This window comes from Breoghania sp., assembly GCF_963674635.1.
Lineage (GTDB): Bacteria > Pseudomonadota > Alphaproteobacteria > Rhizobiales > Stappiaceae > Breoghania.
In genome coordinates, this window is record NZ_OY771475.1 from 2800850 (window position 1) to 2813797 (window position 12948).

The 12948-nt window shown below is 62.1% G+C and carries 14 protein-coding genes; 7 read left to right on the top strand and 7 right to left on the bottom strand.

The annotated features are described in order from the left end of the window. Positions 1 to 252: 252 nt before the first annotated feature. Positions 253 to 858 (bottom strand): biliverdin-producing heme oxygenase, encoded by a 606-nt coding sequence (locus ABGM93_RS12145; protein ID WP_321499776.1) that lies wholly within the window; start codon positions 856 to 858, stop codon positions 253 to 255. A gap of 264 nt (positions 859 to 1122) precedes the next feature. Here ABGM93_RS12145 and ABGM93_RS12150 point away from each other — a divergent pair, with 264 nt between their 5' ends. The 7 genes from ABGM93_RS12150 (at position 1123) to ptsN (ending at position 7346) form a co-directional block, all read left to right on the top strand. Further along, positions 1123 to 1743: a ribonuclease D gene (locus tag ABGM93_RS12150; RefSeq protein WP_321499778.1), complete on the top strand. Its 621-nt coding sequence runs from the start codon at positions 1123 to 1125 to the stop codon at positions 1741 to 1743. Positions 1744 to 1874: 131 nt separating this feature from the next. Then, entirely contained in the window at positions 1875 to 2597 is a 723-nt protein-coding gene (lptC, locus tag ABGM93_RS12155; protein ID WP_321499780.1) for an LPS export ABC transporter periplasmic protein LptC, read from the top strand. Then, entirely contained in the window at positions 2594 to 3160 is a 567-nt protein-coding gene (locus ABGM93_RS12160) for an LptA/OstA family protein (protein WP_321499781.1), read from the top strand. The genes lptC and ABGM93_RS12160 overlap by 4 nt, the downstream gene beginning before the upstream one ends. Before the next feature lie 146 nt (positions 3161 to 3306). Continuing rightward, positions 3307 to 4125: an LPS export ABC transporter ATP-binding protein gene (lptB, locus tag ABGM93_RS12165; RefSeq protein ID WP_321499782.1), complete on the top strand. Its 819-nt coding sequence runs from the start codon at positions 3307 to 3309 to the stop codon at positions 4123 to 4125. 203 nt (positions 4126 to 4328) lie between these two features. Further along, complete coding sequence (rpoN, locus tag ABGM93_RS12170; protein ID WP_321499783.1) at positions 4329 to 5963, top strand: RNA polymerase factor sigma-54; 1635 nt, start codon at positions 4329 to 4331, stop codon at positions 5961 to 5963. Positions 5964 to 6229: 266 nt separating this feature from the next. Next, on the top strand, positions 6230 to 6811 hold the full coding sequence (gene raiA / locus ABGM93_RS12175; RefSeq protein ID WP_321499785.1) for a ribosome-associated translation inhibitor RaiA: 582 nt from the start codon (positions 6230 to 6232) through the stop codon (positions 6809 to 6811). Positions 6812 to 6881: 70 nt separating this feature from the next. Continuing rightward, entirely contained in the window at positions 6882 to 7346 is a 465-nt protein-coding gene (ptsN, locus tag ABGM93_RS12180) for a PTS IIA-like nitrogen regulatory protein PtsN (RefSeq protein WP_321499787.1), read from the top strand. 186 nt (positions 7347 to 7532) lie between these two features. Here ptsN and ABGM93_RS12185 read toward each other — a convergent pair whose 3' ends face one another. The 6 genes from ABGM93_RS12185 to ABGM93_RS12210 form a co-directional block, all read right to left on the bottom strand. Beyond that, on the bottom strand, positions 7533 to 7784 hold the full coding sequence (locus ABGM93_RS12185) for a DUF1150 domain-containing protein (protein ID WP_321499790.1): 252 nt from the start codon (positions 7782 to 7784) through the stop codon (positions 7533 to 7535). Positions 7785 to 7888: 104 nt separating this feature from the next. Beyond that, positions 7889 to 8317 carry an Hsp20 family protein gene (locus ABGM93_RS12190; RefSeq protein ID WP_321499792.1) on the bottom strand — a complete coding sequence of 143 codons (429 nt, stop codon included), beginning with the start codon at positions 8315 to 8317 and terminating at the stop codon, positions 7889 to 7891. Between the two features lie 251 nt (positions 8318 to 8568). Continuing rightward, complete coding sequence (locus ABGM93_RS12195) at positions 8569 to 9339, bottom strand: FecR domain-containing protein (protein WP_321499794.1); 771 nt, start codon at positions 9337 to 9339, stop codon at positions 8569 to 8571. Positions 9340 to 9599: 260 nt separating this feature from the next. Further along, positions 9600 to 10805, bottom strand: a complete 1206-nt coding sequence (gene pcaF, locus ABGM93_RS12200; RefSeq protein WP_321499796.1) for a 3-oxoadipyl-CoA thiolase — start codon at positions 10803 to 10805, stop codon at positions 9600 to 9602. 105 nt (positions 10806 to 10910) lie between these two features. Next, positions 10911 to 11681, bottom strand: coding sequence for a CoA-transferase subunit beta (locus ABGM93_RS12205; protein ID WP_321499799.1), 771 nt, complete (start codon positions 11679 to 11681; stop codon positions 10911 to 10913). Between the two features lie 11 nt (positions 11682 to 11692). Further along, positions 11693 to 12556 carry a CoA transferase subunit A gene (locus ABGM93_RS12210; RefSeq protein WP_321499801.1) on the bottom strand — a complete coding sequence of 288 codons (864 nt, stop codon included), beginning with the start codon at positions 12554 to 12556 and terminating at the stop codon, positions 11693 to 11695. Between the last annotated feature and the right edge of the window lie 392 nt (positions 12557 to 12948).

Genomic DNA, 12948 nt, shown 5'->3' on the forward strand with positions numbered 1-12948 from the left:
GTCCGGATCTCAGTCTGCTTTTATCAACGAAACCATTCCCAAGGGCTTGGGGTGAGAAGAACCACCTACTCCGAGCGGTCGAAAGGCGCGCAGTATTTCGGAAAGCTGGCGAGGGAGCGAAGAATTCCGAGGCAAGGCGGGCAGAGCGGGCCGCGCCCCCCCGCTCACGTGGTCTCACGCAGCGACTGGAAGTCGTATGGTCGCCGATCCGTTTTTCGCAAAACGGACTGTTTTCCCCTCAAGGACCAGGGCTTAGCCGCGCGCAGAGAATATCCCGTCTGCAAGGCGCTGGGCAAAGGAGAAGGCGCCGCGGGCGCTTTCGATCATGACGGTCTCGTCGCCATCGGTGAGGTCAACCGCATCGATGCCCGCGGTAAACTGACGCCAGTGCAAGCCGCGCCCCTTCGGATCGCCAGCCAGATGCCGCGCGCCGAATAGGTCGGACAGGCCAAGCTTCGTCGCCGCCTTCAGCAGAAAGGCCGCGCCGAGATTGGACCCTTCGACCACGTAAAGCCATCCAAGCCCTTGCGGAACAGGGTTGGCCACCGCCACGTCACAACCGGGGGCCGGAATTGCGTCGGGAACACCCCTGCCGAGATCGGCCAGGTCGAGACGAACCTTGTCGAGCCGGGAGCGTTGTGCGAGATCGGGCAGAAGCGCGGCGAGTTCGCGATTGCGGAAAAAAGGCTCCGCGGCCTGGTGCAGATGAAACTGCATGGCGACGAAGTCGGCATAGGCCTCCCGGTCGGAGAAGGGATCATAGGCCATGATTGCGTTGTCGAGACGCTCGTGGGCGGCACGGGTCGCCTCGCGCAAACGCATGGTGCGGCCAGATGCCGCCACTGCCTGATCACTCATTCCCTTGTCCTTTTTTCCAAACAGGCCGACCAGCCTCGCCTCTCCACGCAAACCGGATAGTCGCCAGTGCATCCGGCTTTCGACAAGCCCCCTCGAGATCGAAAAGCTGATTATTATACTCATATTTTATTGGCAAGAGAGAAGCGCGCTCTTGTCGGCTTTTTCACATCAGAGCAGTGGTTGGCATGTAGAACCGCTTCTGGCATACACGGGAGTTATCGCGTTCATTGCGCGTCCTTTCTTAAATTCCAGTGAGACACCTGCATGACCATCCGCCTGCACAAGGGTGACCTGCCCTCCCTCGATGCTTATCCTGCCGGCGGCGCCGTCGCGATCGACACCGAAACGATGGGGCTCAACCCGCATCGCGACCGGCTTTGCGTCGTCCAGCTCTCTCCCGGGGACGGCACTGTTGACGTGGTTCAGATCGCGCAGAACCAGACAGAGGCGCCCAACCTGGCCGCCCTTCTCACCGATCCCGCGCGGGTGAAGATCTTCCATTTCGCGCGCTTCGACATTGCGGCTCTTCAAAACGGTCTCGGCATCGCAACGCGCCCGGTCTTCTGCACCAAGATCGCCTCGCGGCTGGTGCGCACCTATACCGACCGGCACGGCCTGAAGGACCTGACCCGCGAGTTGATCGGCGTGGAACTGTCCAAGGTGCAGCAAAGCTCCGACTGGGGCGCGGACACGCTGAGCGAAGCACAGCTCACCTACGCGGCTTCCGATGTGTTGTACCTGCACGCCTTGCGCGACGAGCTTGTCGTGCGGCTGGAACGTGAGGGGCGGACCGAGATCGCCCAGGCCTGCTATGATTTCCTTCCGACCCGTGCCCGGCTCGACCTCGATGGCTGGCCAGAGACCGATATTTTCGCGCATTCGTAAGGGCCTCTCCGCCCGCGAGCGACCACGGACCCGACGATTTGGAGTTGCGCAGGCCATGTTGCGTTCCACATCCGCCACAATGGTGCGTATAAAGTCGTCTGGAAAGTTTGCCACGCGCCATCAGGAGCCAGATGGATCAGCACATCGACCGGATCGATCAGACGTTTGAACGCAGCCATGCGGACAGAGCGCCTGCACATGTTTGGGGCGTGCAGAGCCCCGAACGGCTGCGGCGTGAACGTGTGGCTGCGCGCCGTCATTCGACGCGTGTGCGCTGGCTCAAACGCCTTTTGCCCGCGGCAAGCGGATTGATCGTTCTGGGTGTCGTTGCAACGATGGCGTTGCGCAACCTGCTACCGGGCTTCGACCTGGGTTCCATCAACATCACCACCGAAGGCATCGTCATGAGCAATCCGGAACTGTCCGGCCATGACGGGGAGCGTTCCTATCGGGTCAAAGCCAGCCGGGCGATCCAGAGCCTGATCAATCCCAAGATTGTCAATCTGGAAGAAATCGACGCCCGTGTGACGCTGAACGCGGAAGAATGGGTCGCCTTCACCGCGCCTTACGGCGTCTATGATAGCGGGCAGGAAACACTGAAGCTCTCGGACGGTATCGCGCTCACATGGAGCCGCGGATACGATGTCACCCTGAGTGGCGCCAAGATCGACCTGAAGAGCGGGACGATCCTGTCGGACGATGCGATTTTCGTCTCGTCGGATCAGGGAACATTTGAGGCCGGCAAGATCTCGGTTGCAGATAACGGCTCCAGCGTCCAATTCTCGCAAGGCGTGAAGATGACGCTTCACCCGGCCAAGCTGGATCACAAAACCCAAGGGGACAAAGCCCAGTGATCAGACCAATCCTCCGCCACTCGCCCTTTTTCGGCCTGCTTCTCGCGCTTGCCCTCATTGTCGCGCAGCCGGTCGCGGCGCAGACCTTTTCCGACAGCTTCGCCGGTTTCGGCTCCAATGAACGCGAACCGATTCAGATCGAGGCCAAGGAGCTGAAGGTTCAGGACAAGGATCACACGGCGGAATTTACCGGCGACGTAATCGTGCGTCAGGGCGACGCCACGCTGAAGACCCAGCGGCTGAAGATCAGATACGCGGGCTCCGCCGCCGGCGGATCGGTGCAAAGCCGGATCTCGAAAATGGAAGCCAGCGGAGCCGTTCTCATCTCCTCGAAGGACCAGACCGCCACGGGCGACCACGCTTCCTTCGACATGGAACGCGAATTGCTGGTGCTTTCGGGCAAGGAGGTCGTGCTTTCCCAAGGCCCCAATGTGGTTGTCGGGAGCCGACTGACAGTCAACCTGAAGACCGGCAAGGTCGATCTGGAAGCCCCCAAGAAGGGCCGGGTCAAGGTTCTGATCACGCCCAACAGCTTCAAGGATAAAACCGGCGGCACGAATTGACCCCAGCCACCCCCTGCGCTGGCGCCAGCGCCAACGCCAGCGCCCGCATGTGACGTGCTGCGGCTCGACACGTCCACACAAAGTCTGTACGAAAAATCCGCCGGTTCGCATGCCGGTCACCGGCATCCATTTCGAGACACGAACCGTTGAAGCTGATCCCGTTCCATTTTCCCTTTTCGTTCAAGGGACGCTCTGACAGGTCGGCGCCTGCTGCGGCAGGCGATGCGGCAGGTGGCGCGGACGGGGATGCGCTTGTGATTTCCAGCATCGCCAAGAGCTATCGCCGACGCCAGGTGGTGCGGGATGTGAGCCTGTCGGTTCGCCGCGGCGAAGCGGTTGGCCTTCTGGGGCCCAACGGCGCTGGCAAGACGACGGTTTTCTATATGATCACCGGCCTGATCCAGCCCGATCATGGCGCGATTCATCTCGACGGGTTCAATATCACACGCCTGCCCATGTATCGACGCGCACGCCTCGGCATCGGGTACCTGCCACAGGAAGCCTCGATCTTTCGCGGGCTGACGGTGGAGGAGAACATCCGCGCCGTTCTGGAAGTCGTGGAGCCGAACCGCAAGCGACGCGCGGAGGAGCTGGATGCGCTGCTGGCGGAGTTCGGCGTCACCCATCTGCGCAAGTCGCCGTCCATTGCACTTTCCGGCGGCGAGCGTCGACGCGTGGAAATCGCCCGCGCGCTGGCAAGCCGCCCCGCCTTCATGCTGCTTGATGAGCCCTTCGCCGGGATCGACCCCATCGCCGTGGGAGACATCCAGCAGCTTGTGCGCCACCTCACCCAACGCGGGATCGGTGTTCTTATTACCGACCATAATGTGCGTGAGACGCTCGGCCTGATCGACCGCGCCTATATCATCGCCTCCGGCGAGGTGCTGACCGAAGGCCTGCCCCGCGACATCGTGGACAATCCCGATGTGCGGCGCCTTTATCTGGGCGAGCAGTTCACTTTCTGAGCGAAGAAACCGCTGCAGACCCCTACGCAATCCGCTTGCCTCGCTCACGAGGCCTCCCCCGAGAGCGGATGCCCTGCCCCTCCACTTTCCCTGTCAATGATGACGTGAGGGCGGTTTACACTTTGAACGCGGTTTGCGCGTAGTGTAAGAAACTGAATAGCAAGAATTGGACCAGTTTACCGCAACAGGGTCGCCACGCGCTTATGGCCATTGCTCCGAGATTAGAGGTTCGCCAGAGCCAGTCCCTTGTGATGACGCCCCAGCTGATGCAGGCCATCAAGCTGCTGCAGTTGTCCAACCTGGATCTGGTCGCCTATGTGGACGCCGAACTGGAGCGCAATCCTCTTCTGGAACGCACGGAAGGTGAGGATGCGCCCGCCGATGCCAATGGGGCGGATGGCCGGGATCGCGACGAGACCAGCGCAAGCGGGCGCGATGACTTTTCAGGCGGCGAAACGATCGGCGAACCGGGCACTAGGGAAGGCGGGGGCGATGCGGCGGGCCCGGATCAGGGCGGCCAATCCGGCGATGAGGGCGGTTCGGACGACACGGCTGAGTGGATCGGTGCGGAAATAGACCGAGAACCGGGCGGCGTCGCGGAGAAGCTCGATACCGATTTTGAAAATGTCTATCAGGGCGACAGTCAGGCCGACGCCATCCCGGATCCGGGAGCCCTGGCGGGCGACCCGTGGCAACAGGGGGGCGGGCGCGGCGCGGGCCTATCGGAAGACTATAATCTTGAGAGCTTCATTGCCGAGGAAGAAACGCTCGCCGACCACGTGAGCGCACAGATGACACTTCTTCTCAGCGATCCCGCGGACCGGCTCATCGCGGGCAACCTGATCGACAATCTCGATGAGGCGGGATACCTGCGCACCGATATTGATGAGGTCGCTGAGCGACTGGGGGCGGAGCCGGATCGGGTGGCTGCCGTGCTGGCGCAATTGCAGACGCTTGAGCCGATCGGCGTCTTTGCCCGCAATCTGGCGGAGTGCCTGCGCCTCCAGCTGCAGGACAAGAACCGTTACGACCCCGCGATGGCAGCACTTCTGGACAATATCGAACTGCTGGCCAAAAGGGACATGTCCGCCCTCAAGAAGCTGTGCCGGGTCGACGACGAGGATCTCACGGAGATGATCCAGGAGATCCGGGCGCTCAACCCGCGCCCCGGGAGCGCATTCGGCTCCGTGCTCGTGCAGCCCATGGTGCCGGATGTGATCGTGCGGCCGGGCCCCGATGGCGGTTGGACGATCGAACTCAACAGCGAGAACCTGCCCAAGGTTCTGGTCAACCAGACCTATTACGCCACCGTTCAGAAGACAGCGCGGGATGAGACGGAGAAGGCCTACCTGACCGACTGCCTGCAAACGGCCAACTGGCTGGTCAAGAGCCTCGACCAGCGCGCCAAGACCATCTTGAAGGTCGCCACGGAGATCGTGCGTCAGCAGGATGCCTTTCTCACCTATGGGGTCCAGCACCTGCGCCCGCTCAACCTGCGCACGATCGCCGACGCCATCGGCATGCACGAATCCACCGTCTCGCGGGTCACCTCCAACAAGTACATGGCGACCAATCGCGGCATCTTCGAGTTCAAGTATTTTTTCACATCGGCGATCGCGTCCTCGGAAGGCGGCGATGCGCATTCGGCCGAAGCCGTGCGTCACCGTATCCGTCAGATGATCGATCAGGAGAGCCCCAGCGCCATTCTGTCGGACGATACGATCGTCACGATGCTGAAGGCGGCAGGGATCGACATCGCCCGGCGAACGGTTGCCAAATACCGGGAATCACTCCGCATTCCCTCATCCGTCCAGCGCCGTCGCGAAAAGCGGCAATAGCCGTTTGCGCCTTTCACCCGCCGCTTCTGCCAAGACATACCGTCGCGGATCCGCGGGCGGTAAGGACCACCACGATTGACTTCACGAACGCGCCGACATAGAAGTCCGGGCTCGTTTCGATGAGCCAACCTCATGCGACAGAAGATGCGGCACAGGAAGAGCGGTCGTGATATCCTGCTCTTGCCGCAGATAGCGGTCCGGACAGGTCGCCAGACGAATTCAGGCGAACCTGCTCAGGTCGATCAAGACAAAGTCAGAGGAACTCCATGACCTTGCGGATTTCGGGAAAGAACGTCGACATCGGCGATTCCATGCGCACGCATGCTGAACAGCGGATCGATGAGGCCCTTTCCAAGTATTTCGATGGCGGTTATGACGCCACCGTTACGCTCGGGCGCGAAGGATCGGGCTATCGTTCGGAGTGCAAGATCCGGCTCGATACCGGCATTGTGCTTCAAACCTCGGCAGAATCGCCTGACCCGCGCGCGAGTTTCGACCAGGCCGCGGATCGCATCGAGAAGCGTCTGCGCCGCTACAAGCGCAAGCTGAAGGATCACAATTCCAGCGGCACCGTCCGCGCCGTGACCGAGGCCACCTCCTACGTTCTCGCCTCTCCGGAAGAGGAAGAGGAGGTTGAGGAGAACTTCAACCCCGTCGTCATCGCCGAAACGCCCTCGCGCGTTCGCACGCTGACCGTCGGCATGGCGGTCATGGAACTGGACCTGTCCGAAGCGACCGTCGTCATGTTCCGCAATGCCGGCAATGGCGGCTTGAATGTCGTTTATCGTCGCAGCGACGGAAATATCGGTTGGATCGACCCCTCTCTCTCAGAGACAACAGCATCCTGACCTGATGACAGGCACCAAGGTTGCCCGCGCGCATTACGGTGCGCGCGGTGACCATACACGGGCTTATATTATGGATTTGAGCGACCTCATCACGGCAGACGCCATTATTCCGGCGCTCAAGGTGAACAGCAAGAAGCAGGTCATCCAGGAGCTGGCAGCCAAGGCAGCAAGCATCACGGGCCTGCCGGAACGCGACATCTTCGATACCCTGCTGCAGCGCGAACGTCTGGGCTCCACCGGTGTGGGCCACGGCATCGCGATTCCACATGGCAAACCGGTGACGCTGAAGCGCCTTTTGGGGGTCTTCGCCCGCCTGGAACGCCCGATCGATTTCGATGCGCTTGACGACCAGCCGGTCGATCTCGTCTTTCTGCTGCTGGCGCCGGAAGGTGCCGGTGCCGATCATCTGAAAGCGCTTGCCCGCGTGGCGCGCCTGTTGCGCGACCCCGGCGTGGCCGCAAAGCTGCGCGCAAGCACCGATGCAGCCGCCATCTATGCGCTGCTCACTCAGCCGAACGCGTCAAACGCAGCCTGACATTTCACGCTGGCGATTGCCGGCGCGCCTCTCCCCGTCATGTGTCGGCAGCCCTGACCCATGGACCGGTGCGGCTTTGAGGCCATAAAAAAGCGGCACCGTTTCCGGTGCCGCTTTCAGGCATCTCGTCTTTCCGAGTTGGCGCACTCTCTCAAACGCCGGGTCCTTGCCCCATCGCGGCCTGCGTCAGTGCACGCTGACCGGGGTCAACTCGTTCTCCACTGCATTGGCCACAATGGCCTCGCGACTGTCGGAGAGCATGATGGGGGAGCCATCCGCCCCCAGAAGGGCCCACAGCTTCAACCCGCGCTCCATTTGCGGTGCGGCCGGGAAGATCGCGTTGATGTCTTCGGAACGCAGCTGCCGGATATAGGCGATGTGACCATCACCGAGATGGGCAAATGTCCTGGAATTGATGTGCTTCAGGTTATCGGTCATCAGTGATCCCTCCTGGGTTGAACCGCCCGATCAAGGATTTACGCCACCAACCTTGCGCCCGCCGCCACCGCAGCGGTGGGTGCATGAGATCGGTTTTCAGTCCTTCAGTCATGTGCGGAAATCGCGATGCGCCGCACTGTCCTTTCCGGCTCCGGCCGGACAAGGTCGATGGAAAGAAGGCCGTCCTTCAAATCGGCACCCAAGATCACGATGCCTTCCGCCAGAACGAATGTTCGCTGGAACTGTCGCGCGGCGATGCCGCGGTGCAGATATTGGCGGTTGTTTTCCTCGGTCTGTCGACCGCGGATGACAAGCTGGTTTTCCTCCACCGTCACATCGAGCTGGTCGCTGGTGAAGCCAGCAACCGCAAGTGTGATGCGGAGAATCTCGCCCTGCTCTCCCTCACGCGGGAGTCGCTCGATATTATAGGGCGGATAGCCGTCGTTGGTTGCCTTCGACACCCGATCCAAAACCCGTTCGATATCGTCGAAACCGAGCAGCAGCGGGCTCGAAAACGCCGAAAGACGCGACATCATCAAAGTCCTTTTTCTAAGCGACCTTGTTTCAGCAAACCTGCTGAACCGGACCCGAATTCGGCATCCGGACGGACCTCATGGTCCGTTTCGCATCTGAATATGGGCAGTTTGTCGGCAGTGTTCAAGAATAGGGTCACCACCATCCCCCCTCGTGCGCGGCGAAAGAAGGGAATGACGGGGCGACACCTCACCCTTTGACGTATCCATCCACTTGCGGTCACACGTGGGCCGGGGGCATGCCTCGCCGCCTAATAGCCATAGCCGCCATACCCGCCATAGCTGCCACTGACAGCGGCCTCCTTATCGCCATCGGAGGGCGCTTGGGCGCTCTTTCCGCTGCCGCGCTCCGGCGGATTGACCACAGGACTGACGCCGCAGACGGACTCCGCGCGAAATGACGGCCACAGCCGGGGTTGCTGGGCAAGCAGCGGAAAGTCGGCGGCCAATTCCGCCGGAGCGCGCCGGTCGACGCCGGAGACACCGCGCGTGACGATGACGCCGGTGCAGGGTTCGGTGATCATCCGACACCCGCCGCCACGCCGACACACTTGCGCACTGCCATGGAGCAACAGAAAGGCAGTTCGGTTGGGGCTGTGGGTCACATCGACCACAGTGCCGCGAATGCCGACGGTGGCCACCGGCGTCGTGATGGAAACCCGGTCCTGACCGGGCCTGTTGCCGGAACCGAGAAACCGGAGGGTGCCCTTCGTCAGCTTCAGGCGGGCGCGCACCGCGCCTCCCTTGTAGACGAATTCATCCAGAACCACATCGCTGCCCGCCCCCACCACAAGATGGGACCCGTCAATCAGGCGGAACTGACCATTGGCGGCAGGGCGGGCACGGATATGTTCCTTGAAATGAATGTCGCTGCCCGGGGACAGGGCGCGTACGGGAGACGATCGCAGCTCGCCGGTAACCGACCCGGTTATGGCGAAGGCGGAGCCGATCTGTTCGGCAGACGTCGCAGGACTTGCAACCGCACAGGCGACGGCAAGCCCCAGAAAGAGATATCGGATCATGGCAGGCCCTCCTTGAAAGACGGGGCCGGGCGCAGCCCCGCAACCACGAATGCGGCAAAGGCGCGATGGCCTCAGTGACACATTTCGGACCTGACACATACCAAACCGCTGAGCCCGGCCTGCGCGCCCCGATCACCCAGCGTCAGTTTCCCGTTCCCATCCCCATTCCCAAATTCAAAAGGCCGTGATCCGGATACCGCCAACAAAAAAAGCCGCGGCTGGGGCCGCGGCTTTCAGACAGATCCGCATTGTCAGCGGTATCAGACCGCTTCCACCGCGCAGGCGATGCCCTGACCGACGCCGATGCACATGGTGGCAAGCGCTCGCTTGGCGCCGCGCAACTTGAGCTCCAGGGCGGCCGTGCCCGCGATACGCGCGCCCGACATGCCGAGCGGATGGCCAAGCGCAATCGCCCCGCCATTCGGATTGACGTGGTCGGCATCTTCGGCAACACCGAGTTCACGCAACACCGCGATGCCCTGCGAGGCGAAAGCCTCGTTCAATTCGATGATGTCGAAATCGGTGATCGACAAACCGAGCTGAGCCATCAGTTTCTTGGATGCAGGCGCCGGGCCAATGCCCATGATGCGCGGGGCGACGCCAGCGGCCGCACCGCCCAGAACGCGGGCGATCGGTGTCAGACCATATTTCTTGACCGCGGCCTCCGAAGCAAGGATGAGCCCCGCCGCACCGTCATTGACACCGGAGGCGTTGCCCGCCGTGACCGAACCGTTCTGACGGAACGGGGTGGGAAGCTTGCCGAGCGTCTCCACCGTGGTGCCGGGGCGCGGATGCTCGTCCTTGTCGACGATGATCGGATCGCCTTTGCGCTGCGGGATCGTGACGGGGACAATCTCCTTGGCCAACCGCCCATTCTCCTGCGCGGCGACGGCCTTGTTCTGCGAGCGTACGGCGAAGGCATCCTGATCTGCGCGCGCGACATTGAAATCGGCGGCGACGTTCTCGCCGGTCTCGGGCATGGATTCCACGCCATACTGCTTCTTCAGCACCGGGTTCACGAAGCGCCAACCAATGGTCGTGTCGTAGATCTCGGCATTGCGCGAAAAGGCGCTGGTTGCCTTGGGCATGACGAAGGGCGCGCGCGACATGGATTCCACGCCCCCGGCAATCACCAGTTCCGCCTCCCCCGCCTTGATCATGCGCGAAGCTGCAAGCATGGCGTCCATGCCTGAGCCGCACAGGCGGTTGATGGTGGTGCCGGGAACGCATTCCGGCATGCCCGCCAGAAGGATCGCCATGCGGGCGACGTTGCGATTGTCTTCGCCCGCCTGATTGGCGCACCCCATGATCACGTCGTCAACCGCCTCGAAATCAATGGACGGGTTGCGCTCCACAAGCGCCCTCAGGGGCGCGGCGGCAAGGTCGTCGGCGCGCACCGCACTCAATGCGCCGCCGAAGCGGCCGATGGGGGTGCGAATGTAATCGACGATATAGGCTTCAGTCATGATGCTCTGTTTTCCTCTCCCGGCCAGTCCTCTCCGGCCGTCGCATAGAGACCGCGCACGACACTTGGCGCGCGCGGCATTTTCCTTGTTCAGCTGTTCGCGCGCTCAGGCCTGTTCGCCATGTGCCGCGGCTGTGCGGGCATTGAGCGCGCGCAGAACGTCCAGTTCCGCCGCGCTGGGGACCAGGGTCTCCTCGATGTCGTCGGCGAACTGGATCTCCCAGCCGGTTGCCGCCACGATGTCCTCACGCGACACGCCGGGATGGATGGAAACCACCTGGAATTCCTTGGTTTCCGGATCGGGTCGCATGACACACAGATCCGTTACGATCATGTTCGGACCCTTGGTGGTGACGCCCAGCTCCCGGCGCGAGTTGTGCCCCTCGCCGTGACCGAGCGAGGTGCGGAAGGAGAGCTTGTCGACAAAACTGCGCTTGCCCTGCTTCATGACGATGAAGATCTGACCGCAGGACGTGGCGATCTCGGGAGCCCCACCGCCGCCGGGAAGGCGGACCTTCGGGTCGTCGTAGTCGCCGATCACCGTGGAATTGATATTGCCGTACTTGTCGATTTCCGCACCACCCAGAAAGCCGATGCTGATGCGTCCGCCCTGCAGCCAGTAGCGGAACATCTCCGGCACCGCGACTGTGGTGAGCGCGGTCTCGCAAAGCTCACCGTCACCGATGGACAGCGGCAGAACGGCCGGACGGGTACCGATGGTGCCGGACTCGTAGATCAGCGTGATATCCGGAGCATGGGTGAGGCGCGCCAGATTGCAGGCCGCCGACGGCAGACCGATGCCGACAAAACATACGTCTTCATTGGACAGCGCACGCGCGGCGGCGACCGTCATCATTTCGGTGGAAGTGTAATCCATCGTCGCCTCCCTCATGCCGACTTGCCGGACGTTGACTGACCCACATGGACCGCGAAAGCCTCAGGCCCCTGCTCCATGACATTCTTCTGCATCCAGGCGGCAAAGCTGTCGCGGTCGCGCGCGATGGCGTCCCAACGCTTGTAGAAGACATTGTCGCGCGGATAAGCGCCCTGCACATAGGAAGGATGCGCCCCGCCCGGCACCTCAGCCACCGCCGAGACCGTCCAGCTTGGCAGCACGCAGGAATTCGGCGACGGCGGAGCCAGGTCCTCGACGATTTCCTCAACCGTCACGATGGAGCGCTTGGCGGCCAGCACCGCCTCTTTCTGAACGCCGACAATGCCCTCGATCAGCACATTGCCTTGCCTGTCGGCTCGGTTGGCGTGGATGATCGCTACATCCGGACGGATCGCTGGCACGGCAGCCAACTCCTCGCCCGTGAAGGGACAGGTGACGGATTTGATGTTCGGATTGACCTTGGCGAGATCCGCGCCCCGATAGCCACGGAAGACCGCGCAAGGAAGCCCCGCCGCACCCGCCTCATAGGCGTTGGCCATGGCCGCATGGCTATGCTCTTCAAGCGTGATCGGCTTCGGCCACTGCCTCTCCACCGCATCGCGCAACCGGTGCAGGGACCCCACGCCCGGGTTGCCCCCCCAGGAGAAAACCATCTTGTCCACGCAGCCCATGCCGATGAGCTGGTCGTAGAGAATGTCCGGGGTCATGCGGATGATAGTAAGCCCCGTGCGGCCCTGCCGGATCACTTCGTGACCGGCGGCATAAGGGATGAGATGGGTGAACCCCTCCATCGCCACCGCATCGCCGTCGCGCACGAGGTCTGCGACAGCATTCTTCAAAGTCATGATACGAGCCATGATACGCGTTCATTCCTCCCTGGCAGCCTGCTTCCTCTAAGCAGGCCGGGCGATCTGCCGGACCCCGGCATCTCCCCCTCTCTCTTCCCCGGCCGGCTTGCCACCGGCCCCGGCAGCGTCGCTCAGAAACCGCCGCCACCCTGTCAAATAGATAACATAGCAACCAGTCAAGACCGTTCACCACCCCTGCAGACGCAACGTCAAGCCCGAGGCGCAGCATGCGCCTGTTTGCCTTGACCGTTTCGCTACCCGGCAGGGGATAAACCCGGTTGCAAATGTTCGCATTGCGAACTAATATTCGCATAGTGATATGTTTTTGCGCCTGCGAAGGCCTCTGTCAAGCCCGTTTGGGAACAGAGGCGATGTTGCAGGCGAAAACCGGGAGGAAGGTC